Origin of the sequence: Streptomyces sp. NPDC048718 (assembly GCF_043198875.1) — a bacterium.
Classification (GTDB): Bacteria; Actinomycetota; Actinomycetes; order Streptomycetales; family Streptomycetaceae; genus Streptomyces.
In genome coordinates this window covers 35,678-59,936 of sequence record NZ_JBICVG010000026.1, presented here as the reverse complement: position 1 = coordinate 59,936, position 24,259 = coordinate 35,678, and the positions used below count along the sequence as shown (strand labels likewise).

General features: G+C 72.5%; 24 protein-coding genes. 8 read left to right on the top strand and 16 right to left on the bottom strand.

Translation table 11 applies throughout. From position 1 onward, the window contains the following. Positions 1–132 precede the first annotated feature (132 nt). A complete protein-coding gene (locus ACGFRB_RS32230; RefSeq protein ID WP_393248121.1) occupies positions 133–573 on the top strand; it encodes a hypothetical protein in 441 nt (146 codons plus the stop codon). Positions 574–632: 59 nt separating this feature from the next. On the opposite strand, the gene ACGFRB_RS32225 is transcribed toward ACGFRB_RS32230, so the two are convergent. Further along, positions 633–1,283, bottom strand: a complete 651-nt coding sequence (locus tag ACGFRB_RS32225) for a TetR/AcrR family transcriptional regulator (protein ID WP_393248092.1) — start codon at positions 1,281–1,283, stop codon at positions 633–635. Positions 1,284–1,335: 52 nt separating this feature from the next. Between ACGFRB_RS32225 and ACGFRB_RS32220 the strand changes: the two genes are divergently transcribed. After that, complete coding sequence (locus ACGFRB_RS32220; protein WP_393248090.1) at positions 1,336–2,247, top strand: DUF2867 domain-containing protein; 912 nt, start codon at positions 1,336–1,338, stop codon at positions 2,245–2,247. A gap of 39 nt (positions 2,248–2,286) precedes the next feature. On the opposite strand, the gene ACGFRB_RS32215 is transcribed toward ACGFRB_RS32220, so the two are convergent. The 3 genes from ACGFRB_RS32215 to ACGFRB_RS32205 form a co-directional block, all read right to left on the bottom strand. Then, a complete protein-coding gene (locus tag ACGFRB_RS32215) occupies positions 2,287–2,967 on the bottom strand; it encodes a response regulator (protein ID WP_393248088.1) in 681 nt (226 codons plus the stop codon). Further along, positions 2,964–4,424 carry a sensor histidine kinase gene (locus tag ACGFRB_RS32210; protein WP_393248084.1) on the bottom strand — a complete coding sequence of 487 codons (1,461 nt, stop codon included), beginning with the start codon at positions 4,422–4,424 and terminating at the stop codon, positions 2,964–2,966. The genes ACGFRB_RS32215 and ACGFRB_RS32210 overlap by 4 nt, the downstream gene beginning before the upstream one ends. Positions 4,425–4,496: 72 nt before the next feature. Continuing rightward, a complete protein-coding gene (locus ACGFRB_RS32205; protein ID WP_393248082.1) occupies positions 4,497–6,353 on the bottom strand; it encodes a protein-arginine deiminase family protein in 1,857 nt (618 codons plus the stop codon). A 410-nt stretch (positions 6,354–6,763) separates the two neighbouring features. Between ACGFRB_RS32205 and ACGFRB_RS32200 the strand changes: the two genes are divergently transcribed. The 3 genes from ACGFRB_RS32200 to ACGFRB_RS32190 all read left to right on the top strand — a co-directional run bounded on the left by ACGFRB_RS32200 (position 6,764) and on the right by ACGFRB_RS32190 (position 9,589). Next, on the top strand, positions 6,764–7,939 hold the full coding sequence (locus ACGFRB_RS32200) for an MFS transporter (RefSeq protein WP_393248080.1): 1,176 nt from the start codon (positions 6,764–6,766) through the stop codon (positions 7,937–7,939). Positions 7,940–8,059: 120 nt separating this feature from the next. Then, a complete protein-coding gene (locus tag ACGFRB_RS32195; protein ID WP_363008428.1) occupies positions 8,060–8,299 on the top strand; it encodes a hypothetical protein in 240 nt (79 codons plus the stop codon). Positions 8,300–8,344: 45 nt separating this feature from the next. Continuing rightward, entirely contained in the window at positions 8,345–9,589 is a 1,245-nt protein-coding gene (locus ACGFRB_RS32190) for a TerD family protein (RefSeq protein WP_393248119.1), read from the top strand. Between the two features lie 111 nt (positions 9,590–9,700). Here the strand turns inward: ACGFRB_RS32190 and ACGFRB_RS32185 are convergent, their stop codons facing one another. Then, positions 9,701–11,209 carry a hypothetical protein gene (locus tag ACGFRB_RS32185; RefSeq protein ID WP_393248078.1) on the bottom strand — a complete coding sequence of 503 codons (1,509 nt, stop codon included), beginning with the start codon at positions 11,207–11,209 and terminating at the stop codon, positions 9,701–9,703. A gap of 247 nt (positions 11,210–11,456) precedes the next feature. Between ACGFRB_RS32185 and ACGFRB_RS32180 the strand changes: the two genes are divergently transcribed. Next, the gene (locus tag ACGFRB_RS32180; RefSeq protein WP_393248076.1) at positions 11,457–13,304 is read left to right on the top strand and encodes an endonuclease/exonuclease/phosphatase family protein; all 1,848 of its coding nucleotides are present in this window, start codon (positions 11,457–11,459) and stop codon (positions 13,302–13,304) included. A gap of 104 nt (positions 13,305–13,408) precedes the next feature. Next, positions 13,409–13,864, top strand: coding sequence for a GNAT family N-acetyltransferase (locus tag ACGFRB_RS32175; protein ID WP_393248074.1), 456 nt, complete (start codon positions 13,409–13,411; stop codon positions 13,862–13,864). A gap of 420 nt (positions 13,865–14,284) precedes the next feature. On the opposite strand, the gene dapD is transcribed toward ACGFRB_RS32175, so the two are convergent. The 3 genes from dapD to ACGFRB_RS32160 form a co-directional block, all read right to left on the bottom strand. Beyond that, positions 14,285–15,268 carry a 2,3,4,5-tetrahydropyridine-2,6-dicarboxylate N-succinyltransferase gene (gene dapD / locus ACGFRB_RS32170; protein WP_363008420.1) on the bottom strand — a complete coding sequence of 328 codons (984 nt, stop codon included), beginning with the start codon at positions 15,266–15,268 and terminating at the stop codon, positions 14,285–14,287. A 96-nt stretch (positions 15,269–15,364) separates the two neighbouring features. Next, positions 15,365–15,925 carry a TetR/AcrR family transcriptional regulator gene (locus ACGFRB_RS32165; protein ID WP_393248073.1) on the bottom strand — a complete coding sequence of 187 codons (561 nt, stop codon included), beginning with the start codon at positions 15,923–15,925 and terminating at the stop codon, positions 15,365–15,367. After that, positions 15,925–16,245: a multidrug efflux SMR transporter gene (locus ACGFRB_RS32160; RefSeq protein ID WP_363008416.1), complete on the bottom strand. Its 321-nt coding sequence runs from the start codon at positions 16,243–16,245 to the stop codon at positions 15,925–15,927. Before ACGFRB_RS32160 ends, ACGFRB_RS32165 begins: the two co-directional genes overlap by 1 nt. A 71-nt stretch (positions 16,246–16,316) precedes the next feature. Between ACGFRB_RS32160 and ACGFRB_RS32155 the strand changes: the two genes are divergently transcribed. Beyond that, complete coding sequence (locus tag ACGFRB_RS32155; RefSeq protein ID WP_393248071.1) at positions 16,317–17,378, top strand: oxidoreductase; 1,062 nt, start codon at positions 16,317–16,319, stop codon at positions 17,376–17,378. Positions 17,379–17,526: 148 nt separating this feature from the next. Here ACGFRB_RS32155 and ACGFRB_RS32150 read toward each other — a convergent pair whose 3' ends face one another. From ACGFRB_RS32150 to ACGFRB_RS32115, 8 genes are all read right to left on the bottom strand, one after another. Then, on the bottom strand, positions 17,527–17,865 hold the full coding sequence (locus tag ACGFRB_RS32150) for a metal-sulfur cluster assembly factor (RefSeq protein WP_361229288.1): 339 nt from the start codon (positions 17,863–17,865) through the stop codon (positions 17,527–17,529). After that, on the bottom strand, positions 17,862–18,335 hold the full coding sequence (sufU, locus tag ACGFRB_RS32145) for a Fe-S cluster assembly sulfur transfer protein SufU (protein WP_361229285.1): 474 nt from the start codon (positions 18,333–18,335) through the stop codon (positions 17,862–17,864). Before sufU ends, ACGFRB_RS32150 begins: the two co-directional genes overlap by 4 nt. 12 nt (positions 18,336–18,347) lie before the next feature. Further along, a complete protein-coding gene (locus ACGFRB_RS32140; RefSeq protein WP_363008411.1) occupies positions 18,348–19,616 on the bottom strand; it encodes a cysteine desulfurase in 1,269 nt (422 codons plus the stop codon). Further along, positions 19,613–20,377 (bottom strand): Fe-S cluster assembly ATPase SufC, encoded by a 765-nt coding sequence (gene sufC / locus ACGFRB_RS32135; RefSeq protein WP_361229279.1) that lies wholly within the window; start codon positions 20,375–20,377, stop codon positions 19,613–19,615. The genes ACGFRB_RS32140 and sufC overlap by 4 nt, the downstream gene beginning before the upstream one ends. A gap of 7 nt (positions 20,378–20,384) precedes the next feature. Then, positions 20,385–20,702 (bottom strand): non-heme iron oxygenase ferredoxin subunit, encoded by a 318-nt coding sequence (locus ACGFRB_RS32130; protein ID WP_363008409.1) that lies wholly within the window; start codon positions 20,700–20,702, stop codon positions 20,385–20,387. Beyond that, the gene (gene sufD, locus ACGFRB_RS32125; RefSeq protein WP_393248068.1) at positions 20,702–21,883 is read right to left on the bottom strand and encodes a Fe-S cluster assembly protein SufD; all 1,182 of its coding nucleotides are present in this window, start codon (positions 21,881–21,883) and stop codon (positions 20,702–20,704) included. The genes ACGFRB_RS32130 and sufD overlap by 1 nt, the downstream gene beginning before the upstream one ends. Before the next feature lie 80 nt (positions 21,884–21,963). Then, positions 21,964–23,379 (bottom strand): Fe-S cluster assembly protein SufB, encoded by a 1,416-nt coding sequence (sufB, locus tag ACGFRB_RS32120; RefSeq protein ID WP_361229270.1) that lies wholly within the window; start codon positions 23,377–23,379, stop codon positions 21,964–21,966. Continuing rightward, positions 23,376–24,131 (bottom strand): helix-turn-helix transcriptional regulator, encoded by a 756-nt coding sequence (locus ACGFRB_RS32115; RefSeq protein WP_393248066.1) that lies wholly within the window; start codon positions 24,129–24,131, stop codon positions 23,376–23,378. Before ACGFRB_RS32115 ends, sufB begins: the two co-directional genes overlap by 4 nt. Positions 24,132–24,259 lie beyond the last annotated feature (128 nt).

Below are 24,259 nucleotides of genomic sequence, written 5' to 3'. Positions count from 1 at the left end.
GTAACGTCGCATGCGCCTCGGGCATCTCCCGCGCCCCGGGCGTTTCCCGCACCTCGTGTCGCGCCCGTCGGCGCGCGCCCGCTTACCGGAGGACCCGCTGTGCGTCTGCCCCGTTCCCTGTCCGGCTGGACCATGGCCGTCTTCGGCGTCCTGGCGGCGGCCCTCGGCCTGGTGGGCCTGATCCGGCCGGAGGTCATGATCGGCCTCATGGGGCTGGACCCCGTCCCCGGGGCGGACCGCACGGACGGCGACCACACCCTCCTGTTCCTGACCGCTTCCTCGATGGCGGCGCTGAACATGGGCGTCTACTACGTCCTGGCCGCGCTCGCCGACTGGAAGCCGTTCTTCCGCTGGACGGTGCCGTTCCGGCTGCTGACCTGCACGGTGTTCACGCTCACCGTGGTCGCCGGGCGGGCCCCGGCGGGCTTTCTCGGGGTGGGTCTGTGGGAGGGGACGGGCGCCCTGGTGACGGGTGCCGCGCTCCGCTACGAGTCACGGCGCGCGGCCCGTACGGAGCCGGCCGGGGCCGCCCCGGCCCAGACCGAGCCCGCCCGGCCGGAGCCGGCCCGGTAGAGCCGGGCCCCGTACGCCCGTACACCCGCATGCCCGCATGCCCGCATGCCCGCATGCCCTCAGGGCTTGAGCAGCGCCTCGGTCACCGCCGCCAGATAGGCGGCGTCAAGGGGGACGGCCCCGGGGAGCGCGTGGGAGAGCTGGGCGTGGCCCAGATAGCTCGTGTACGACAGGAAGCCGCGGTGCCGGGCCTCTGCGGGCGGGAAGCCCAACTGCTCGAAGAGCCGGGCGAGATAGCCGACCCGGCGCTCGGTGACGCGGGCCAGCACCGCCGCCACCTCGGGGTGGTCGCCCGCGGCGAGCAGCCGTACCTCCAGCGGATCCTCGGCGGCGGAGGCGGTCGCGGCGCGCAGGAGCGCGGCGAGCCGGCCGGCCGGGTCGGGCTCGGCGGCCTCCATGGCCGCGATGATCCGCTCGGTGGACATCTCCTCCCAGCGCGCGAGGGCGGCGGCGACCAGCGCGTCCCGGCCGGTGAAGTGCCAGTAGAAGCTGCCCTTGGTGGCGCCGAGGCGGGCCGCGAGGGGTTCCACGGCGACACCGGCGAGGCCGCGTTCGCCGAGCGCGGCCAGGGCCGCGTCGGCCCAGTCGTCGGCGGTCAGCCGGCGACGGGTGCCGCGCCGCGCCCGGGCGGCCGGGGCGCCGGTGTCCGCGATGGGCGCGCCGGTGGCGGAGATGTCCGTGGAGGGGGCGGATTCCGGGTGCTCGGGCATGGACCGTACGCTACCGTACGGAGAACATACGCTCCCGTATGGAGGTACGGCCATGCCCGCCGCGCGCACGGTACGAAACGCCCATCACAGGATCGTCGAGGCCCCGGCCGAGACGGTCGGAGCCCTGGTCGACCGGCTGTCCGCGCCGGACGATCCCCTCTTCCCCACCCCGGTCTGGCCCGCCATGGTCCTGGACCGGCCGCTCTCCGTCGGCGCCGACGGCGGGCACAGCTCGGTCCGCTACCGGGTCACCGCCTACGAGCCGGGCCGCTCGGTCCGGTTCGACATGACCGAGCCCGGCCTCGGCGAAGGCCACCACCGGATCGACGTCGAACCGCTCGGGGACGGTCGCTGCCGGATCTCCCACCAGCTCGAAGTGGCCATGGACACCCGGTCGTTCGCGCTCTTCAAGGTGGCGATCGAGCCGGTGCACGACATCATGATCGAGGAGTTGTTCGACAACGTGGAGCGGGCCGCGCTCGGCTGTCTGCCCCATCCGCCGGCCCGCCGCCCGCCCCGTGCCCTGCTCGCCAACCGGCTCGCCTGGCCCCTGCCGAAGGCCGTACCCCTCCCGGCCGGCGCCCGGCTGCTGCGCGAGGCGGTCCCCCGCCCCGACTACGCCGACGCCTGGCATCTGCCGCTGAAGCCGGGCATGCCCCGCGACCCGCGGGCCTGGCGGGGCGTCCTGCCGTTCCCCGAACGCGGCGCGGGCGAGCACGAGCTGATGCTCGGCGAGGACGCCTCCCACCTGGACTTCCGGGCCTCGGTGGTGGTCGACGACGAGGGCGTCACCCTGGCCACCGCCGTACGGTTCCACAACCTCCTCGGCCGGGCCTACTTCGCCCCCGTACGCCTGCTCCACCCGCCCCTGGTCCGCCTGATCCTCCAACGGGAGCACCGGCGGCTGGCCTACGCCACCCCACCCGCCGGCGAACGCAACCGGACACCGGGGACGGCCGCCTGAGGACCCCGGCCGGGCCGGGTCCCCGCGGAGTCGGAGCCCCTACCGGGGGGACTGCTCGGTGGAGGCCAGGCCGGACTCCCAGGCCCAGGCGGCGATGCCGACCCGATTGCGTACCGCCAGCTTGCGCTGGAGGCCGGCCACATGGGTCTTGACGGTGGCGAGCGAGATGAACAGCTCCTCGCCGATGTCGGCGTTGGACAGACCGGCGGCCACCAGCGCCGCGACCTCCGCCTCGCGCGGCGTCAGCGGCTCGGCGGGACGAGCCGGCTCCCGGCGGGCCGGCGGGACGAGCCGGTGCAGCATGCGCGCGGTGATCTGGGGGCTGATGAGGGCGTCACCGGACATCGCCGCGCGCACCGCCTCGACCAGCAGCGCCGGTCCGGAACGTTTCAGCAGGAGCCCCGAGGCTCCGGCGCGCAGGGCGGTGTGGACGTACGCGTCGAGGTCGAAGGTGGTGACCACGACGACCCGGAGGGGCGGGTCCGCGCCGGGACCGGCGAGCCGCCGGGTCAGCTCCAGGCCGTCGAGGCCCGGCATCCGGATGTCGGCGAGCAGGACATCGGGGCGCAGCCGCAGGGCCGCGTCCAGCGCGGTGGCACCGTCCGCCGCCTCGCCGATCACGGTCATGTCGGGCTGGGCGTCCAGGACGAGACGGAAGCCGGCCCGGATGGCCTCCTGATCGTCCGCCAGCAGGATCCGGATGGCGCCGGTGCCGCTCATGCGCGGGTCTCCTCGCGTGTCGTGGGCCGCGCCGGGGCGGTGCGCCCGGGCCGGCCGGTAGTCGGGGTGGCGCCGCCGGACAACGGGAGTACGGCCGTGACCCGCCAGCCCGCCGTCCCGTGCGGCCCCGCGGCGAGCGTGCCGCCGAGCGCCTCGACACGGTCGGTGAGGCCGGCGAGGCCGAAGCCGCCGCCCGAGCGCTCCGGAAGCGGAGAGCCGGGAACGGCCGCCCCGGTTCCGGCCCCGGCCTCCCCACCACCCACGGCCGGCGCCCCGGCCACGTCGGTGACGGTGAGGCAGAGCGCCCGGCCGTCGCCGTACGGGACCCACCGCGCGGCGATGTGGACGGCGAGGGCGGTGGGGGCGTGGCGGCGCACATTGGTGAGAGATTCCATGACGACGCGGTAGCCGGTCCCGCCCACCTCCGCGGGCAACCCGTCCAGCACGCCGTCGGCTACGTCAAGCCGTGCCCGAACCGTGCCCGTGCGGGTGAACCGGGCCGCCAGGGCGGGAAGTTCGCTCAGGTCACGGCGGCGCTCGGAGACGGGCGGCGAGTCCTTGGGGCGGGAGGGCCGTCCGGACGTCCGGGCCGGGGCGCCGGCCGGGCCGGGCGCCTCGTCTTCCCCACCGCCCGGACCCGTAGCAACCGCAGTATCCGCGGAATCCACGGGATCCACGGGATCCTCGGGATCCGCCTCCCGGTCCGGGTCCTCCTCGGCGTTGAGCATCGAGACCGTGCGGTCCATCGCGGCCAGCGCGTGCAGCCCCGCCTCCTCGATCCGCGGCAACAGCTCCACGGCCCGCCGGGGATCCTCCCGTGCCAGGTGCCGTGCCGCCTGGACCAGGACCACCACGCCCATGACGTCGTGGGCGGCGAAGTCGTGCAGATCGCGGGCGACTTCGAGGCGGTGGCGCCGCCGCTGGTCCACGAGCGCCCGGCGCCTGGCGCAGTCCTGGACGCGCAGATACCCGCCGAGCGCCGCGGCGCCCGCCGCCGGCAGGGACCAGAGCAGGCACAGCACGGCGATCTCCTCCGGCGGCGAGGGCGGCGTGAGGTACGGGGCGATCCGCAGGGGAAGCAGGGCGACCGCCGCGCCGTACCCGAGGGCGTGGACGAGGGCCCAAGGCCGTCCGCTCGCCCGGCGTACGGCGGGCACCGCGAGGACGGGCAGGGCACAGGTCTCGGCGGCCCACCACCAGGCCGTCGCGCCGTCGACCGGCCCCCGATGACAGGCCGTCAGTGCCACCGAGGCCACGGCGACGAGCCACGGCCACCGCCGGACTCCGGGAGGCAGGGGCAGCCGGGCCGCCGTCGCCACCGCCACGCCGGCCACCGCCACCCCCACGGCGACGACCGCGACGCCCGCGGTGGGCACGGTCGCCCACGCGGCGACGGCCAGGCCGGACAACAGCAGCCCGCCGAAGGCGTGCGGGAGGGATAAGTGCCGGTCGCTCATGGGCACCGACCCTACGAGACACCGCCGTGCGTCGCCGCCGCCCGCCGCGGGGACGGCCCGGTGGCGCCGGGATCAGTCCCGCTCGGTCCACCACGGCCGGGTCCCCGACAGGCCGCGCAGCGCGTTGGTGACGCAGTGCACCTCCCCGCCGACGGTGCCGACGTGGTGCGCGTACGCCCAGTCCTCCACCCAGGAGATCCGGGTGCCCGTGCCGCTCAGGGCCCGCTCGGCCGCCCGCTCGAAAACGTCGCGGCCGGCGGTGCGCGGAGCGTGCTGGCGCGGCGCGAGGTAGACGCCGGTGCCGGTGCTCACACCGTTGGCCGCGGCGGGCAGGTAGTTGGCGACGAGGTCCCGGCGCGGGTACCCGGCGGGCAGGTCGATCTCCCCGAAGAGAGCGGGGACCCGCACGACATAGCGGTCCGTCAGACCGGCCTGTTCCTTCAGGGTGCGCAGGGCCGCGTCGATGCCCTTCCGGGCGATCTCGGTGCCCCGGGTGAGCGAGGGCTTGCGCAGGGCGCCGGCGACCGTGAGGCCGGGGTCCTCGGTGTCCCCCGGCGCGATCCCGTGGACCAGCGGCTCGTCGCCCCGGCCCTGCGCCACGAGCTCCTCCAGGAGCCGCCTCCCCAGGCCGGGGTCGGCGACGACGGCCACCCAGCCCCGGTCGTTCCGGGCCGGGACGAAGGACAGGAACTCGTCGATGTGCCCCACCCCCAGCCAGCTCGTGTCCACCGCGAGGGGCCGCTGGTAGCCCTGCGCGGCGAGCATCCGGGTGAAGGAGACGTCCGGCGACTCCTTGCCTGCCGTTCCGCCGTAGACGATCCGGCCCACCGGGTAGCGGTGGCCGCGCCAGGTGTACGGCGGGAGGGTTCCGAAGTTCCCTGTGGAGCTGAACGACCCGTAGTACAGGCTGTCGTCACTGCCCACGCGCCCCGGGTCGTACTGCTGGATCACTCCCGTGCCGGGGCCCCGGAGCAGCGCGAACGCGCTCCGCGAGGCGTCCCTGAGCGGGAAGTCGGGGGTGGCCGTGCCGGGCATCACGTCGGCGGACCGCACGATGACGCCGATCCGGTGTTCCCGGCCGCCCGGGGCGGGGATGGACGCGTAGGCGGTCTTGAACAGGTCCTGCGTCCAGACGTCGCCGCCGGTGGGGTAGTTGAAGAGCGGGGCCGGCAGCCCGGCCCGGTCGAGGCCGCGCCGCAGATCGCGGCGGAACTCGGCTTCGCCCGGCTTCACGGGGCGGGGCCGCGCGGCGGGATCGTAGGGCGTGCCGCGCTCCAGCTCGGCGGGCCCGGTGGTGTGGTCGGCCGTCATCATCCGGCGTATCGGCATCAAGTCGTGCTGGAACACCAGGGGCGCGACCCGCAGCCGGACCCGGTCCTCGGTCGTGACGCCGTCGCGGTCCACCCGGAGGACGAGGTCGGTGAAGCCCGCCCACTTCGCGGGGTCGCGGACGAAGTCCGTGGCCTCCACGCCGAGCCGGACGCCGTGCCGCAGTTCGCCCGCGGTCAGCCGGTCGCCGGGCCCCAGCGGCACCATCCGGCCGTGCCGCCGGGCGAAGATCCGGACATACTCCCGGGAGGCCGGGTCGGCGGCCACGGTGGCGGTGGCCCCGGCCGCGACGGGTGCGGCGGTGATCCGCACCGGCGCGAGGTCGGCGAGGTCGGCCGTGCCGTCGAGCACCGGGTCCGCGGCGTCGCCGCAGTCCGCCAGACGGTCGTCGGGCAGACGCGCGCCCGCGGGGCCCGCGACGGGGCAACGCCGCTGGTCGTCGTCGATGTTGGGCAGCATCAGCGCGCCGCGCTCCCGGGTCCAGGCCGCCTTGCCCGCGTCGTCGTCCGGGGTGAGGAGGCCGTCCCGGTCGGTGTCCGCCCGGATCAGCGGCCCGGGCGGCGTGGCGTGTGCCGAGGGTGCCGGGAGCGCCCCGGTCACGGCCGCGAGCACAGCCGCCCCCAGTGCGGCGGTCCTCCCGCGTGTCCGGCGGGAGGGGCGGCGGGGTGCGCGCCCGATCGTACGGTCGCGGGGGACGGTGGGCGAGGGGGCCGGCGGTGTGTCGTGGTCCATGGCCCCACCCTCGGCCAGAGCCGTGTCGCGCGGCATCCATCCGATGGCCGGTTCCGGTGCGGCGGACGGCGTCCGTCTCGTACTTTCGGCTGATCGCCCCGGGCTCGCCGCGAGGTCACCCCGGGATCACCTCACCGGACGTGGCAGGCACCCGAAGCCGTCCGCGCCGGATGGCGTCGGCACCGGATGCCGCCGGCGTCTCGGGATGTCCCGGCCCGGCCCGGAAGTAGGGCAGATGACCGATCCGGGACGGCCACCTCAGAGGCCAGCCTGCGGACATGCGCGTTCCCCTCTATCTGAGCGCCGTCCTCGTGTCCGGCTTCGGCACCACGGCGCTGTGGCTGGTCGCCGGCGTCTGGGTCAAGTCGCTCACCGGCTCCGACGGCCTCGCCGCCCTCACCACCTTCGCCCTGTGGGCGCCCACGCTCCTCGGGCCGCTGCTCGGCTCGCTCGCCGACCGGGTCCGGCGGCGGCCGCTGCTGATCACGGCGAATCTGGCCATGGCGGCGCTGCTGCCGCTCCTGCTGATGGTGGACGGGCCCGGCAGGGTGTGGCTGCTGTTCGCCGTCCTCCTCGCCTACGGAACCCAGGGCGCCGTCCACGAGGCGGCGGAGACGGCGCTCGCGGCGGGCGCGCTCGACCAGGCCCGGCTCGGGGACCTCAACGGGCTGCGGACGACCGTCACCGAGGCGATGAAACTACTCGCCCCGCTCGTCGCGGCGGGGCTCTTCGCCCGGTACGGCGGCGGGCCCGTCGCCCTCCTCGACGCGGCCACCTTCGCGCTGGCGGCCGGGGCGTTCGCCCTGCTGCGGGTCCGGGAGGAGCGGCCCGCACCGCACCGGCGGCCCCGGCTCTTCGACGGCGCCCGGCTGCTGTGGGAATCCCCGGTGACCCGGCGGCTGATCCTGGCGGGCGGCTTCACCATGCTGCTCGCGGGGCTCAACGGCGCGCTGATCCACGCCGTCGTCGACCGGATCCTCGGCCGCTCCCCCGCGTACGCCGGTGTGCTGTACGCGTTCCAGGGCACCGGGTCCGTCCTCGCCGGGCTGACGGCGGGTCCGCTGCTGCGGCGGCTGCCGGAGCGGGCGCCGGCCGCGCTGGGGCTCGCGCTGTTCGCGGTGGGCGCGGCGGGGCGGGCCCTGCCGTACGAACCGGGCGCGCTCGCCGCGAGCGTCCTGATCGGGGTGGGGCTGCCCTGGGTACTGATCGCCGCGACGACGGCGGTGCAGCGGCAGGTCCCGGCCGAAGCGGTGGGCCGGGCGGCGGGCACCGCGCACACCCTGCTCTTCGCGCCGAACGCGGTGGCCCTCGCCCTCGGCGCCGGGCTGGCGGCCGTGGCCGACGTCCGGGTGGTGCTGCCGCTGCTCGGGGCCGCGGGCCTGGCCGGTGCGGCCCTGGTCGCCCGCGCGGGGCGCGGAGTCCGTACCGGCGGGCAGTCCCCCACCGGCGGATGAACGGGCGGGCAGTCCCCTACCGGCGGATGAACGGGCGGGCAGAGACCGGCGGGCAGACAGACAGACGCACCGGCGGATATGCGCGTGACGGGCGCGACCCGGAAAGGCAGGATGCCCGCCATGCCTCAGCCCCAGGGATTCGTCCACGCCCACCGCTCGGACGGCAGTGTCGTCATCACCCATCGCGGCCGGGCCGCGGCCACCCTGCGCGGCGGCCGGGCGGCCCGGTTCCTGGCGGAGGTGGAGGCCGGCGACCCGCAGCTGGTGATGGCGCGATGGACGGGTTCGTACAAATTCGGCAATGAACGTACCGCCCGCCGGCACCCGCGTCACCAGGGTGGCCGAACCGGGCGCGGGTAAGGGAACGGCAAAGCCACCCTGTTCGTTAGCCCCGGCATGACCGCTATGACCCCCGGCTCGAACATTCCTCTCACCGCCGCGCGCGTGGCGGTGGACGTCACCGCTCCGGTGCGGCTCGACGTATCGGGCCTGCTGCTCGGCGCCGACGGCAAGGTGCGCTCCGACGACGACTTCATCTTCTACAACCAGCCCGCCGGACCCGGTGTCACCTACCGGTCCGGCGGCGGTACGGCCCCGGACGCGATCCTGGTGGACACGGCCGCGCTCCCGGCCGGTGTCGAGAAGATCGTCGTGACCGCGAGCCCCGACGCCGCAGGCCAGTCCTTCCAGGGCATCGAGCCCACCGCGACCCTGCGCGACTCCGACAGCGGCAGCGTGCTCGCCACCTTCACCCCGCCGCGACTCGCCACGGAGACCGCGCTCGTGGTCATGGAGATCTATCTGCGGGGCGGGGTATGGAAGGCTCGCGCCGTGGGCCAGGGGTACGCGAACGGGCTGGCCGGCATCGCCACCGACTTCGGTGTGAGCGTGGACGAGGAGCCCACGCCCGCCGCGGCCCCCGCTTCGGCCTCTGCCCCGGCTCCGGCTCCGGCCTCGATGCCCGTGACGCCGCCCGCACCGCCGGTCCCGCCCGCGCCGCCGGCGGCCCCGCCGGCCTGGCAGACGCCGCCGGCTCCGCCCACCGCTCCTCCGGCGCCGCCCGCCGGCAGCGGGAAGATCAACCTCGACAAGGGCCGGGTCAGCCTCCAGAAGAACCAGACCGTCTCCCTGGTCAAGGGCGGACGCCCGCTGCTCTCGCAGGTCAAGATGGGCCTCGGCTGGGAGCCCGCGTACCGGGGCAAGGACATCGACCTCGACGCGTCCGTGATCGCCTACGGCCCGCAGCGCAATCACATCGACAGCTGCTACTTCGGCAAGCTGTCCATCCTGAACGGGGCGGTCAAGCACTCCGGTGACAATCTGACCGGCGAGGGCGCCGGCGACGACGAGGTCATCGTGGTCGACCTCGGCCGGCTGCCCGCCGACACCACCGGCCTGGTCTTCACCGTGAACTCCTTCTCCGGGCAGAAGTTCACCGAGGTCGCCAAGGCGTACTGCCGGCTGATCGACGCGACGACCGGCGAGGAACTGGTCCGCTTCGACCTGACCACGGCGGAGCCGCAGACCGGCGTGATGATGGCGAAGCTCATCCGGCAGTTCTCCGGCGAGTGGGAGATGACGGCGATGGGCGAGTTCGTGAAGTCCCGGACCGTACGGGGCATGGTGAAGCCCGCCGCCCAGGCGCTCTGAGCGCCTCCCGTCCCGGTACAGCACTCGGCCGCCGCGCGATTCGCGCGGCGGCCGAGTGCGTACGAAGGGCCATACAAGGACCGTACGAAAAACGTACGAACGAGGCTGGGCTCAGCGGCGCGAGCGCGCCTTGAACGCGGCCTTGCGGGCCTCCTTGGCGGAGGGCTTGTCGCGGTGCAGCCGGCCCATCGCCTCCAGGACATCGGCCGTGGACGGGTGGTCGACCCGCCAGGCCTGGTCGAAGAAACCGCCGTGGCGGCCGGTCAGGCCCTCGATGAGGTCCTGGAGTTCCTCCAGCTCGCCCTCGGCGTCGAGGTGGGCGGCGATGGTGTCGATGGCCAGCCAGAAGATCATCGACTCCGGCGGCGCGGGGATGTCGGCCGCGCCGCGCTCGGCGAGCCAGACCCGGGCCAGACCGCCGAGTTCGGCGTCGTCCAGGACCTCCCGGACGACCGGCTCGGCCTCCGCGCCGACCAGGGACAGGGCCTGCTGGGCGTGGAGCCGGCGCAGCGGGGCGCCGGGCTCGCTGCCCCGGGCGGCGGCGAGCAGGTCGCGGGCCGCGGCCGGGACCTCCCGGGCGGCGAGCCAGCCGGCGACCTCGGCGCGGGCCGCCTCCTGCGGGTAGTGGACGACCCCGGCCAGCAGGGTGTCGGCGTCCTTCTCGGCGAGGTCGCCGACGGCGGGGGCGGCCAGGCCGGCGTCGAGCATCCGGGAGCGGATGCCGTACAGACCGAGCGGGGTGAGGCGGACCATGCCGTAGCGGCTGACGTCCTCGTCGTCGAGCTCCTCGGCGGCGCCCGCGGCGGCGGCGGTGCGCCCGGCGTCGGTGACGTCTTCTTCCGACTCCTCGACCATCAGGGCCTCGTCGACGGGCTGGTACTCGACGAGGCCGATGGGCTCCAGGATCCGGAACTGCTCGTCCAGCCGCATCATCGCGTCGGAGACCTGCTCCAGGATGTCGTCGGTGGGCTCGTTCATGTCGTCGGGGATCACCATCGACGCGGCGAGCGCGGGCAGCGGCACGGGGCCCTCGCCGGAGCCGCCCTCGGAGGCGGTGAGCAGGTAGAGGTTGCCGAGCACGCCCTCCAGGAAGTCGGCCTCGGCCTCGGGGTCCCAGTCCAGGGCCTCGAAGTCGATCTCGCCGTCCGGGCCGACGAGCGCGTCGAGGTCGTCGATGTACGGCGCGGCGGCGTCGTCGAAGACCGACTCGAAGCCCTCCAGCCAGACGGCGAGCACGTCCTTGGGCGAACCTCCGGTCAGCGCCGCCAGGTTCTCGCCGGCGGTGACGGTGCCCTCGGCGTCCCCGGCTTCCTCGGCCTCCTTGCCGCTCTCGGCGTCCTCGGGGTCGTGGATCTCGACCAGGCCGGTGTCCACGGCGACCCGCCAGGCCTCGGCAGCCTCCGCCTCGCCGTCCTCGTCGGCGGTCAGGCCGAGCGCCTCGGCGGCGGCGGGCAGCTGCGCGTCGGCGAGTTCGCCGCCCGCGCCGACCCGGGTCTCCGGGCCGGCCCAGCGGGCGAGCCGGACGGCGCGGGCGAGGAGGGGTGCGGCCAGGGCGTCCCGGGCCAGCTCCGCGTCCGAGCGCAGTCGAACGGGGGGAAGGATCGGCTGGTCCGGTGCCATCGTGGGGTGTTCTCCTCGGCGGGGGTGGTCGGGTCGAGCTGGGAGCCTCCGGCTCCAGCGGCCTTCAGCCTAGACGCATTCGGGGGACACTCCGGCGGTTCGCGCACGCGTCAGCCTTCGTACACGCGTCGACCACGCACGGGGAGTCGACCACGCGCGGGAATTTGACAAGGTCACTGGACGTAAGCAGTACTTGACGCGCGTAGATCATTCGATCGTTCGTACAACCCCTTCTCGGAGCACCTTGATGTCTTCCTCCATATCCCGGTCCGCGACCGTTGCCACCGTGGTCGCCGCCGCCCTCGCCGCCGGTCTGCTCGGCGGCGCGGCCGCCTCCGCCGACGAGGCGTCCGCCACCGCGGCCGCTCCCGTGCGGATCCACGACATCCAGGGCACCACCCGCGTCTCCCCGCTCGCCGGCCGGCAGGTGACCGGCGTCGAGGGCGTCGTCACCGCTGTGCGTACCTACGGCTCGCGCGGCTTTTGGATGCAGGACCCGAATCCCGACGGCGACCCGGCCACCAGCGAGGGCGTCTTCGTCTTCACCAGCTCGGTGCCGACCGTCGCCGCCGGTGACGCGGTGAGCGTCGACGGCACGGTGAGCGAGTACGTGCCGGGCGGCCTCGCCTCCGGCAACCAGTCGATGACCCAGATCTCCAAGCCGGTGGTCACCGTCCGCTCGAAGGGCAACCCGGTCCCGGCCGCCGTCACCATCACGGCGGACTCGGTGCCGGCCGCGTACGCCCCGGCGGGCGACCCGGCCGACGGCGGTTCCATCGGCCGGCTTCCGCTGCGGCCGCGTTCGTACGCCCTGGACTACTACGAGTCCCTGGAGGGCATGAACGTCCGGATCGGCTCCGCGCGCGTGGTCGGCGCCAGCGACCCGTACGCCGAGCTGTGGGTCACGGTGAAGCCGGACGAGAACCCCAGCGTCCGCGGCGGCACGGTCTACGGCTCGTACGACTCCCAGAACGGCGGCCGGCTCCAGATCCAGCAGCTCGCGCCGCTCGCCGAGCGCCCCTTCCCCAAGGCGAACGTGGGCGACCGGCTGAACGGCGTCACCGAGGGCCCGCTGGACTTCAACCAGTACGGCGGCTACACCCTGGTCGCCGCCACCCTGGGCGAGGTCGAGGACCGCGGTCTGGTCCGCGAGAAGACGGCCCCTCAGCACAAGAACGAGCTGGCGGTCGCCACGTACAACGTGGAGAACCTCGACCCGACCGATCCTCAGGAGAAGTTCGACGCGCTCGCCGAGGCGGTCGTCGAGAACCTCTCCTCGCCCGACATCGTCGCCCTGGAGGAGATCCAGGACGACAACGGCCCGAAGAACGACGGGGTCGTCACCGCCGGCGAGACCGTGAAGAAGTTCACGGAAGCGATCGTGGCGGCGGGCGGTCCCGCGTACGACTGGCGCTCGGTCGACCCGGAGAACGGCAAGGACGGCGGCGAGCCCGGCGGCAACATCCGTCAGGTCTTCCTCTTCAACCCCGCACGCGTCTCCTTCGTGGACCGCCCGGGCGGCGACGCCACCACCGCGACCGGGGTCACCGGCACGCACGGCGACGCCCATCTGACCCTCTCCCCCGGCCGCGTCGACCCGGCGAACGCCGCCTGGACCGACAGCCGGAAGCCGCTCGCGGGCGAGTTCTCCTTCCGCGGCCGGACCGTCTTCGTGATCGCCAACCACTTCGGTTCCAAGGGCGGCGACGAGTCGATCGTCTCGCACCACCAGCCGCCGAACCGTTCCTCCGAGCAGAAGCGGCTGCTCCAGGGCCAGGCCGTCAACGCCTTCGTCAAGGACATCGTGGCGCTCGACAAGCAGGCGGACGTGCTCGTCGTCGGCGACATCAACGACTTCGAGTTCTCCGCCGCCACGCGGGCGATGACCGAGGGCGGGGTGCTGTCCCCGGCCGCGCTGTCGCTGCCCGCGAACGAGCGCTACTCGTACGTCTACCAGGGCAACAGTCAGGTGCTCGACCAGATCCTGACCAGCCCCGGCGTGCACCACTTCGCGTACGACAGCGTGCACATCAACGCGGAGTTCGCCGACCAGAACAGCGACCACGACCCGCAGGTGCTGCGCTTCCGCCCCTGAGCACCTCCGATCATCCCCAGTCGGGCTCGATCAAGCGTGATCGAGCCCGACTACCCTTGATCGAATTCGATCGAACTCCTGTACGGGTGTGCGAGACTCCGGGCGTGATCCTGCGTCCCGCCACCCGTGCCGATCTCCCCGCCGTCCTAGCGCTCCTCGCCGACGAGGAGCGGGTGGTGGACCCGGCCTCGGTGACCGTCACCCCCGCCTACGCGCGGGCGTTCGCGGACATCGAGGCCGACGCGCGCAACGAGCTGCTCGTCCTGGCCGAGACGGCGGAGCCCGGCGCGGCCGTTCTCGGCTGCCTCCAGGCCACCTACATCCCGGGCCTCGGCAAGGGCGGCGCCGAGCGGGCCCTGATCGAGGCGGTCCGGATCCGGGCCGACCGGCGCGGCGACGGCCTCGGGCGCGCGCTGATGACGGGCGCGGTGGCGCGGGCACGCGCCCGAGGCTGCGCGCTCGTCCAGCTGACCAGCGACAAGAGCCGGACGGACGCCCACCGCTTCTACGCCTCGCTGGGCTTCGCCCGCAGCCACGACGGCTTCAAGCTCGCGCTCTGAGCGCTCTGACTATCCGAATGGGGCGGCCACGGCGCCTGAGAACTCCGGGGCTCCCGGCGAAACAGACGGCCGCCCCGCCCACCGTACGAAACGGCGGGCAGGGCGGCCGGTCGCGACCGGGCGACGGGCCGGGGCCCTAGGGCGTGTTTCGAAAGTAGCTCCGTCCGCCCGGAGGGCGGGGCCTGCGGCGTCTGGTGCACTGCGCTCGCTTCGCTCGCTCCGTCTCGGCGCCTTGATTCATCCTTCGGATGCCGAGCAGCATCGCAAGACGGAGGATCATCCTCGTACTGGACGTACTTGGATGACTCCGACAACGCAGCGTGGGGGCACCTCCCGTGCCCGAAGGGCCACGGGGGAGTGCGTGCCAGGTGTCGCGGGCCAGGAGGGACTTTCGAAACACGCCCTAGCGCCGCGTGCGGGTCAGTTGTGGCTGTGCAGCATCTCGTTGAGGCCGCCCCAGTTGGCCTTGTAGGGGCGGGCCTCGACGGCGCCGGTGACCGAGTTGCGGCGGAAGAGGACGTTGTCGGCGCCGGAGAGCTCCAGGGCCTTGACGATCTGGCCGTCGGGCAGCGCGACCCGGGTGCCGGCCGTGACGTACAGACCGGCCTCGACGACGCACTCGTCGCCGAGCGCGATGCCGATGCCCGCCTCGGCGCCGATCAGGCAGCGCTCGCCGATGGAGATGATCTGCTTGCCGCCGCCAGAGAGGGTGCCCATGGTGGAGGCGCCGCCGCCGATGTCGGAGCCGTCGCCGACGACGACCCCGGCGGAGATCCGGCCCTCGACCATCGAGGTGCCGAGCGTGCCGGCGTTGAAGTTGACGAAGCCCTCGTGCATGACGGTGGTGCCGGCGGCGAGGTGGGCGCCGAGGCGGACCCGGTCGGCGTCGCCGATCCGGACGCCGGCGGGCGCCACGTAGTCGGTCATCCGCGGGAACTTGTCGATCGAGGTGACCGACAGGTGCAGGCCCTCGGCGCGGGCGTTCAGGCGCACCTTGTCGACATCGTCGACGGCGACCGGGCCGAGCGAGGTCCAGGCGACGTTGGCGAGCAGGCCGAACATGCCGTCCAGGTTCTGGCCGTGCGGCTTCACCAGACGGTGGCTCAGCAGGTGCAGGCGCAGGTAGACGTCGTGGGCGTCGAGCGGCTTGTCGTCGAGGGAGGCGATGACCGTACGGACGGCGACCACCTCGACCCCGCGGCGGGCGTCCACGCCGAGGGCCTTGGCGGCGCCCTCGCCGAGCGCGTTCACGGCCTCGTCGGGGCCGAGCCGCTCGGTGCCGGCTGGGCCGGGCGCGTCGGTCAGCTCCGGGGCGGGGAACCAGGTGTCGAGAACGGTGCCGTCGCCGGCGAGGGTGGCAAGGCCGGCGGCGACGGCGCCGGTGGTGCGAGGAGCAGTGGTCATGACGGAAAACCTAACCTTCGAGGCCCCGCGCGGGCCAACCGGCCGGTCTTCGCGTCAGCGGCCCGCGCCCCGCGGACCTCACCCGCGGCGGGGGCCTCAGGCGGGATCCAGCACCCGGGCCAGCAGGGCGCGCGCGTACTCCTCGTCGTACCGGCCGTCCGTGAGCAGCACTTGGAGGCAGATGCCGTCCATCAGGGCGACCACGCCCCGGGCGGTCGCCGGGTCGGTCCGCGCGGCGAGGATCCGGCTCACCTCCTCGGCCCACTCGGCGGCCACCGGGCGCAGCGCGGGACGGCGCAGGGCGGCGAGGTAGAGCTCGTACTCCAGCTCCACGCCGCGCCGTTCGCCGCTCAGCCAGCGGCCCATGAGCCGGGCGAGGACGGCGGCGAGGTCGCTCGTCGGGTCGGCGACCCCGGGGCTCTCGCGCAGGGCGCGGCCGAAGGTGTCGTTGGCCTTGCGCAGCGCGGCGACGAGGAGTTCATCGAGGGAGGCGAAGTGGTACGTGGTGGAGCCGAGCGGCACATCGGCCTCGGCGGCGACGGTGCGGTGGCTGAGTCCGGCGAGCCCGGCCCGGCCGACGACGCGCAGGGCGGCGTCGACGATCCGGTCGCGGCGGCCGGGGTCGTGACGGCGGGCCCGGGGCGCGGCGGCGGCCATCAGTGCGCGCCGCCCAGGTTGAGGACGGCGACCCCGGCGACGATCAGGGCGAGGCCGGCGATCTTGGCGGGGCCGAGGCTCTCGCCGAGGAAGAGGAAGCCTATGACGGCGACGGCGGCGGTGCCGATGCCGGACCAGATCGCGTAGGCGGTGCCGACCTGGAGGGTCTTGAGCGCCTGGGCGAGGAGGGCGAAGGCGACGAGGTAGCCGGTGCCGGTGAGGAGCGAGGGCCAGAGCCTGGAGAAGCCGTCGCTGTACTTCATCGAGGTGGTCGCGACGATCTCCGCGGCGATGGCTCCGGCGAGCAGTCCGTATCCCATGACATCCGAGTGTACGGGCGTACATATCGTGGTCGTACATCCGTGCGATCAAGGGCGGCTACGGTGTGCGCATGACCTACCCACCGGGACCGTACGGATACGGCTATCCGCCCCCGCCCCCGCCGCCCAAGCCGGGCGTCATACCCCTCGCGCCGCTGCGCGTGAGCGACCTTCTCGGCGGCGTCTTCAGCACCTACGGCCGCTACTGGAAACCGCTCCTCGGCATCACGGCGATCGCCTACGGAACCGTCGCGGCCCTGCTGGGCGGCGTGGCGCTGGTCGCCTACGGCAGCGTCGTGGACAACGTGGCGCGGCTGGACGACCTGCCCGACGACGCGGATCCCGGCTTCGCCGACTTCCAGCCGCTGATCGTCACCTTCGGTACGGCCTGGCTGGTCATGATCATCGGCATGCTCGTCGCCGGCGCCCTCGTCAACGCCACCGTCCACACCGTGACGCAGGAAGCGGTCCTCGGCCGGCCCGCCCTCTTCGGGGCCGTCTGGCGCCGCGCCTGGTCGCGCGTCGGCGCGGTGATCGGCTCGGTCTTCCTGTCCGGTCTGGCCGCCGTTCTGCCTATGGTCCTGATCGCAATCGGCATGGTGACGCTGATCGGGGGGCTTCTCGCACAGGACCACGGCGACAGCGGGTCGGGCGTCGCGATCGCGGGCGGAGTGGTCATGCTGCTCGCTCTGGCCTCCCTCCCCCTCGCCGTATGGCTCTGGGGGAAGTTCCTGCTGGCCCCGGCCGCCGCCGTCATCGAGAACCAGCGCCCGGTGGCCGCGCTGCGCCGCTCCGCCCATCTGGTCCGCGGCTCCTGGTGGCGCATCGCCGGCTGCACGCTGCTGATGGGGCTGATCCTCGGCGCGGTCGCCGGGATGGTCCAGCAGGTCATCTCGTTCGCGACCATGATCCCGTTCGGCAGCGCCATCGCCGACGACCCCCATCACCCGCGGCACTTCTTCACGGCCATGTGGGGCGTGTTCCTGACCGTCGGGCTCATCCAGCTCGTCGTCCAGGCACTGATGGCCCCGCTCCAGCCGCTGATGACCTCCCTGCTCTACATCGACCAGCGCATCCGCAAGGAGAACCTGGCCCCGGCGCTCGCCGAGAGCGCGGGCACGCCGCTCGCCTGACCTGACCACGGAAGCGGCGAAACGATACGCCCGAGGGCCCCGGTGTTCCCACCGGGGCCCTCGGGCGTACCTGCTTGTCCGCGCCTGCGTACGGATCGCCTGAAGCAGACGGATCGCACGGATCAGACGGTCGGACCGATCAGACCGATCAGACGTTGAAGCCGAGCGCGCGAAGCTGCTCGCGGCCGTCGTCCGTGATCTTGTCCGGGCCCCACGGGGGCATCCAGACCCAGTTGATCTTCAGCTCGTTGACGATGCCGTCGGTCGCGGACTTCGCCTGGTCCTCGATCACATCGGTCAGCGGGCAGGCCGCCGACGTCAGGGTCATGTCCAGGGTCGCGACGTTGGACTCGTCGACGTGGATCCCGTAGATCAGTCCGAGGTTGACGACATCGATCCCCAGCTCGGGGTCGACGACGTCGTACAGCGCCTCGCGGATCTCTTCTTCGGAGGCCGGCTTCAGGGTGGCCTCGGCGTTCTCGGTCATGCCGACTTCCTCACAGACTTCTGGTCGTCCCCGCCCAGGGCCTGGGCGGTCGCGTCCTTCCACGCCATCCAGCTGAGCAGCGCGCACTTCACGCGCGCCGGGTACTTCGAGACACCGGCGAACGCGACCGCGTCCTCCAGGATCTCCTCCATCGCCTCGTCCGGCTCGATCCGGCCCTTGGACTGCATCAGCTCCAGGAACGTGTCCTGGATCCTTCGCGCCTCGGCCAGCTCCTTGCCGACGAGCAGCTCGTTGAGGACGGAGGCCGAGGCCTGACTGATGGAGCAGCCCTGGCCCTCGTACGACACGTCCTCGACACGCTCGCCGTCGTACTTCACACGCAGCGTGATCTCGTCACCACAGGTCGGGTTGACGTGGTGCACCTCGGCGTCGCCGTCCCGCAAGCCCCGCCCGTGCGGGTGCTTGTAGTGGTCCAGGATGACGTCCTGGTACATCGAATCCAGCTTCACAGGTCAGCCGCCCTATCCGAAGAAGTTACGGACGTGCTCCAGCCCCTCGACCAGGGCGTCGACCTCGGCCGGAGTGGAGTACAGATAGAACGACGCACGCGTGGTCGCCGGAATTCCGTAGCGCAGGCAGACCGGGCGGGCGCAGTGGTGGCCGACCCGGACCGCGATGCCCTGCTCGTCGAGGACCTGGCCCACGTCGTGCGGGTGGATGTCGCCGAGCGTGAAGGAGATCGCGGCGCCCCGGTCCTCGGCCGTGGCCGGGCCGATGATCCGCAGGTCCGGGACTTCCTGGAGGCGGCGGACGGCGTACTCGGTGATCGCGTGCTCGTGGCGCGCGATGTTCTCCATGCCGATCGCCGTCAGGTAGTCCACGGCCGCGCCGAGGCCGACGGCCTGGGCGATCGGGGGCGTACCCGCCTCGAACTTGTGCGGCGCCGGGGCGTAGGTCGAGGAGTGCATCGAGACGGTCTCGATCATCTCGCCGCCGCCGAGGAACGGCGGCAGGTCCTCGAGCAGCTCCTGGCGGCCCCAGAGGACGCCGATGCCGGTCGGGCCGCACATCTTGTGGCCGGTGAAGGCCACGAAGTCGGCCTGGAGCGCCTGCACGTCGAGCACCATGTGCGGGGCCGCCTGGGAGGCGTCGACGCAGACGAGCGCACCGACCTCCTGGGCGCGCCGGACTATGGCCTCGACCGGGTTCACGGTGCCGAGCAGGTTGGAGACCAGGGTGAAGGACACCACCTTGGTCTTCTCGGTGATGAGCTCGTCGATGTTGGACAGGTCGAGCCGGCCCTCGTCGGTGAGCCCGAACCACTTCAGCTTCGCGCCGGTGCGCTGCGCGAGCAGCTGCCACGGCACGATGTTGGAGTGGTGCTCCATCTCCGTGATGACGATCTCGGTCTCGTGATCGACCCGGTAGGGCTCGTCGGCCCAGCCGAGCATGTTGGCCACGAGGTTGAGCGACTCGGAGGCGTTCTTGGTGAAGATGACCTCGTCGCGGCTCGGCGCGTTGATGAACGCGGCGACCTTGTCGCGGGCGCCCTCGTACAGCTCGGTGGCCTCCTCGGCGACCGTGTAGACGCCGCGGTGCACATTGGCGTTGTGCCGCTCGTAGTAGTTGGTGAGCGCGTCGAGGACCTGGCGCGGCTTCTGCGAGGTGGCCGCGGAGTCCAGGTACACGATCTTCTTGCCGTCGTGGACCAGACGGTCCAGCAGCGGGAAGTCCTTGCGGATCGCCTCGGTGTCGAGGAGGCCGGTCAGCCCCTGATGGGCGGAGTTCACGCGGATGCGCCACCCTTCACGTACTTGTCGTAGCCCTCGTTCTCCAGCTGGTCCGCGAGCTCGGCGCCGCCGGACTCGACGATGCGGCCGTTCGCGAAGACGTGCACGAAGTCGGGCTTGATGTAGCGGAGGATCCGCGTGTAGTGCGTGATCAGCAGGGTGCCGACCTCGCCCTGCTCACGGACGCGGTTGACGCCCTCGGAGACGATGCGCAGGGCGTCGACGTCGAGGCCGGAGTCGGTCTCGTCGAGGATCGCGATCTTCGGCTTGAGCAGCTCCAGCTGGAGGATCTCGTGGCGCTTCTTCTCACCGCCGGAGAAGCCCTCGTTGACGTTGCGCTCGGCGAACGCCGGGTCCATCTGGAGCTTCGCCATGGCCTCCTTGACCTCCTTGACCCACAGCCGCAGCTTGGGGGCCTCACCGCGGATCGCGGTGGCGGAGGTGCGCAGGAAGTTGGAGACCGAGACGCCGGGGACCTCGACCGGGTATTGCATGGCGAGGAAGACACCGGCACGGGCACGCTCGTCGACCGACATCTCCAGGACGTCCTCACCGTCGAGGGTGACGGTGCCGCCGGTGATCGTGTACTTCGGGTGGCCGGCCAGCGAGTACGCCAGGGTCGACTTGCCGGAGCCGTTGGGGCCCATGACGGCGTGGGTCTCGCCCTGCTTGATGGTCAGGTCGACACCCTTGAGGATCTCACGCGGACCGTTCTCGGCCTCGACGGAGACGTGCAGGTCGTGGATTTCAAGCGTTGCCATGGGTGACTCAGGACTCCTGGGTGACGGAGACGAGCACATCGTCCCCTTCGATCTTTACGGGGTATACGGGGACGGGGCGCGTCGCGGGAAGGCCGGACGGCTTGCCGGTGCGGAGGTCGAACGCGGAACCGTGCAGCCAGCACTCGATCCGGCAGTCCTCCACCTCGCCCTCGGAGAGGGAGACGTTCGCGTGCGAGCAGACGTCGTAGATCGCGAACACCTCGCCCTCGGTACGTACGAGGGAGACCGGCGTGCCGTCTATCTCGACCCGCTTCGGGGTGTCCTCGCCGAGTTCGCTCAGCGCGCAGACGCGGACGAAGGCCATCAGACGGACGCCCCCAGCTCGGCCTCGATCTTGGCGAGCAGGCGCTCCTCGACGTCCGGGACACCGATCTGCTGGACCAGCTCGGCGAAGAAGCCGCGGACGACCAGGCGGCGGGCCTCGGTCTCCGGGATGCCGCGGGCCATCAGGTAGAAGAGCTGCTCGTCGTCGAAGCGGCCGGTGGCGGAGGCGTGGCCGGCGCCGGCGATCTCGCCCGTCTCGATCTCCAGGTTCGGGACCGAGTCGACCCGGGCGCCGTCGGTGAGGACGAGGTTCCGGTTGAGCTCGTAGGTGTCGGTGCCCTCGGCCTTGGCCTGGATGAGGACGTCGCCGATCCACACCGCGTGGGCGTCCTGGCCCTGCAGCGCGCCCTTGTAGGCCACGTTGGAGCGGCAGTGCGGAGTGTTGTGGTCGACCAGGAGGCGGTGCTCCTGGTGCTGGCCGGCGTCGGTGAAGTACAGACCGAACAGCTCGGCGTCGCCGCCGGGGGCGGTGTACTCGACCCGCGGGTGCAGCCGGACCAGGTCGCCGCCGAAGGTCACGACGACGGACTTGAAGGTCGCGTCGCGGCCGACGAGGGCGTTGTGCTGGGCGACGTGGACGGCGGTGTCGTCCCAGTCCTGGACGGAGACGACGGTGAGCTTGGCGCCGTCGCCGAGGACGAAGTCGACGTTGGCGGCGAGCACGCCGTCACCGGTGTGGTCGAGAACGACCACGGCCTCGGCGAACGCGCCGACCTCGATCACCTGGTGGCCGAAGGCGACGCCGCCCTGGCCGCGCACGGAGATCCGGATCGGCTCGGTGAGCACGGCCTCCTTGGCGACGGTGACGACCGACGCCTTCTCGAAGGCGGAGTACGCCTGGGCGGCGACCCGGTCGACGGGCTTGCCGGCCCGGCCGAGGCGGGCGTCGTCCCGGCCGACGGTCTCCACGGTGACGCCCTCGGGGGCCTCGATCTCGACGCGCACGCCCTCACCGTTGGCGGTGGCCGTGCCGTCGTGGAGTCCGCGCAGCCGCTCCAGCGGGGTGAAGCGCCACTCCTCCTCGCGGCCGTGCGGCACGGGGAAGTCCGCGACGTCGAAGGACGGCGGGGCGCTCATGCGGGTGGCGACGGTGGACTCGGCGGCCACCGCGATCGAGCCCGCGGTGGTCGAGCCCGCGGGGATGTTCTGAGCCTCAGCCATGGCTGTCGTAGTGCTCTCTTCCTGCGTTGAGAATCGTTCGCTGCGTACGGGGTGGGGCGGGCGGGGCCAGGCGCCGCGCCTTAGCCGACCGCGCCTTCCATCTGCAGCTCGATCAGCCGGTTCAGCTCCAGCGCGTACTCCATCGGCAGCTCCTTGGCGATCGGCTCGACGAAGCCGCGGACGATCATCGCCATGGCCTCCTGCTCGGTCATGCCGCGCTGCATCAGGTAGAAGAGCTGGTCCTCGGAGACCTTGGAGACGGTGGCCTCGTGGCCCATCGTGACGTCGTCCTCGCGCACGTCCACGTAGGGGTACGTGTCGGAGCGGGAGATGGTGTCGACGAGCAGCGCGTCGCACAGCACGTTCGACTTGGCGCCCGGGGCACCCTCGCCGATCTCGATGAGACCGCGGTAGGAGGTGCGGCCGCCGCCTCGCGCCACCGACTTGGAGACGATGCTGGAGGAGGTGTTCGGGGCCATGTGGACCATCTTGGCGCCGGCGTCCTGGTGCTGGCCCTCGCCCGCGAAGGCGATGGACAGCGTCTCGCCCTTGGCGTGCTCGCCCATCAGGTAGACGGCCGGGTACTTCATGGTGACCTTGGAGCCGATGTTGCCGTCGACCCACTCCATGGTGGCGCCCTCGTAGGCGACGGCGCGCTTGGTCACCAGGTTGTAGACGTTGTTCGACCAGTTCTGGATGGTCGTGTAGCGGCAGCGGCCGCCCTTCTTCACGATGATCTCGACGACGGCGCTGTGCAGCGAGTCGGAGGAGTAGATCGGGGCGGTGCAGCCCTCGACGTAGTGGACGTAGGCGTCCTCGTCGACGATGATCAGCGTCCGCTCGAACTGGCCCATGTTCTCCGTGTTGATACGGAAGTAGGCCTGGAGCGGGATCTCGACGTGCACGCCCTTCGGCACGTAGATGAACGAGCCGCCGGACCACACGGCGGTGTTCAGGGAGGCGAACTTGTTGTCGCCGACCGGGATGACGGTGCCGAAGTACTCCTTGAAGAGTTCCTCGTGCTCCTTCAGCGCGGTGTCGGTGTCGACGAAGATGACGCCCTGCTCCTCCAGGTCCTCGCGGATCTGGTGGTAGACGACCTCGGACTCGTACTGGGCCGCGACACCGGCGACGAGGCGCTGCTTCTCCGCCTCCGGGATGCCGAGCTTGTCGTACGTGTTCTTGATGTCCTCCGGCAGGTCCTCCCAGGACTCGGCCTGCTTCTCGGTGGACCGCACGAAGTACTTGATGTTGTCGAAGTCGATGCCGGAGAGGTCGGAGCCCCAGGTCGGCATGGGCTTCTTGCCGAAGAGCTTCAGCCCCTTGAGGCGCAGCTTCAGCATCCACTCCGGCTCGTTCTTCTTCGCGGAGATGTCGCGGACGACGTGCTCGGAGAGACCGCGCTGGGCGGCGGCACCCGCTGCGTCCGAGTCGGCCCAGCCGTATTCGTACCGACCCAGGCCCTCGAGCTCGGGGTGGCTGATCTCGGTGGTCATGCGGGGTTCCTCCCGGCCTTGCTGGCTGATGCTGTGGATGATGTGGTCCGCGTCTGCGCGGTGGTCCCAAAGTCGCCGTGCGCGATGTCCGGGATGTACGTCGTACAGACGCCGTCGCCGTGCGCGATGGTGGCCAGGCGCTGGACATGGGTCCCGAGGAGGCGGGAGAAGATCTCCGTCTCCGCCTCGCACAGCTGCGGATACTGCTCGGCGACGTGGACGACCGGGCAGTGGTGCTGGCAGAGCTGTTCGCCGACCGGCGCGTGACGTGCCGTGGCAGCGTACCCGTCCGCGCTCAGCGCCTTCGCCAGCGCCTCCGTGCGGTGACTGGGGCCGGCGGCCTCGACGGCCGCGCGGTACGCCTCGGCCTGCGCCTCGACGCGGTCGCGGGCGAAGGCGGCGACGGCCGCTTCCCCGCCGGCGTTGCGCTCGATCCAGCGCAGCGCCTCGACGGCCAGTTTGTCGTACGACTGGTCGAAGGCGTCCCGGCCGCCGTCCGTGAGGGCGAAGACCTTGGCGGGGCGGCCGCGGGAACGGGCCCCGTAGACGCGCTTCTCGCGGGCCTCCACGACGTTGTCGCCGACGAGCGAGTCGAGGTGGCGGCGGACGGCGGCCTGGGTGAGGCCGAGCCGCTGGGCCAGATCGGCGACGGTCGAGGGCCCGTGGTCCAGGATGGAGCGCGCGACCCGGTTGCGCGTCGAGCGCTCTCCGGTCGCGAGTTCCTCCGTGGGAGCCTCTCCGACGTTTTTCACAACGCCATTGTTGCGTAATTAATCACGGGCTGACAAGCGAGGTCCGGCCGTCCGGTGGTGCGGTGCATCACGTAGGCAAGCCTTACCTGACCTGCGGAAACGATCATCGGAGGGCTGTGTCACCACCC

Coding starts and splice junctions, on each gene's coding strand:
- ACGFRB_RS32225 (WP_393248092.1), bottom strand. CDS start 1,283: ATGCCCGAGCACCCGGAATCCGCCCCCTCCACGGACATCTCCGCCACC.
- ACGFRB_RS32190 (WP_393248119.1), top strand. CDS start 8,345: ATGACCCCCGGCTCGAACATTCCTCTCACCGCCGCGCGCGTGGCGGTG.
- ACGFRB_RS32185 (WP_393248078.1), bottom strand. CDS start 11,209: ATGGCACCGGACCAGCCGATCCTTCCCCCCGTTCGACTGCGCTCGGAC.
- ACGFRB_RS32215 (WP_393248088.1), bottom strand. CDS start 2,967: ATGAGCGGCACCGGCGCCATCCGGATCCTGCTGGCGGACGATCAGGAG.
- dapD (WP_363008420.1), bottom strand. CDS start 15,268: ATGACCACTGCTCCTCGCACCACCGGCGCCGTCGCCGCCGGCCTTGCC.
- ACGFRB_RS32220 (WP_393248090.1), top strand. CDS start 1,336: ATGCCCGCCGCGCGCACGGTACGAAACGCCCATCACAGGATCGTCGAG.
- ACGFRB_RS32195 (WP_363008428.1), top strand. CDS start 8,060: ATGCCTCAGCCCCAGGGATTCGTCCACGCCCACCGCTCGGACGGCAGT.
- ACGFRB_RS32165 (WP_393248073.1), bottom strand. CDS start 15,925: ATGGCCGCCGCCGCGCCCCGGGCCCGCCGTCACGACCCCGGCCGCCGC.
- ACGFRB_RS32210 (WP_393248084.1), bottom strand. CDS start 4,424: ATGAGCGACCGGCACTTATCCCTCCCGCACGCCTTCGGCGGGCTGCTG.
- ACGFRB_RS32130 (WP_363008409.1), bottom strand. CDS start 20,702: ATGGCCTTCGTCCGCGTCTGCGCGCTGAGCGAACTCGGCGAGGACACC.
- sufC (WP_361229279.1), bottom strand. CDS start 20,377: ATGGCAACGCTTGAAATCCACGACCTGCACGTCTCCGTCGAGGCCGAG.
- ACGFRB_RS32230 (WP_393248121.1), top strand. CDS start 133: ATGGCCGTCTTCGGCGTCCTGGCGGCGGCCCTCGGCCTGGTGGGCCTG.
- sufD (WP_393248068.1), bottom strand. CDS start 21,883: ATGGCTGAGGCTCAGAACATCCCCGCGGGCTCGACCACCGCGGGCTCG.
- ACGFRB_RS32180 (WP_393248076.1), top strand. CDS start 11,457: ATGTCTTCCTCCATATCCCGGTCCGCGACCGTTGCCACCGTGGTCGCC.
- ACGFRB_RS32155 (WP_393248071.1), top strand. CDS start 16,317: ATGACCTACCCACCGGGACCGTACGGATACGGCTATCCGCCCCCGCCC.
- ACGFRB_RS32150 (WP_361229288.1), bottom strand. CDS start 17,865: ATGACCGAGAACGCCGAGGCCACCCTGAAGCCGGCCTCCGAAGAAGAG.
- ACGFRB_RS32200 (WP_393248080.1), top strand. CDS start 6,764: ATGCGCGTTCCCCTCTATCTGAGCGCCGTCCTCGTGTCCGGCTTCGGC.
- sufB (WP_361229270.1), bottom strand. CDS start 23,379: ATGACCACCGAGATCAGCCACCCCGAGCTCGAGGGCCTGGGTCGGTAC.
- ACGFRB_RS32160 (WP_363008416.1), bottom strand. CDS start 16,245: ATGGGATACGGACTGCTCGCCGGAGCCATCGCCGCGGAGATCGTCGCG.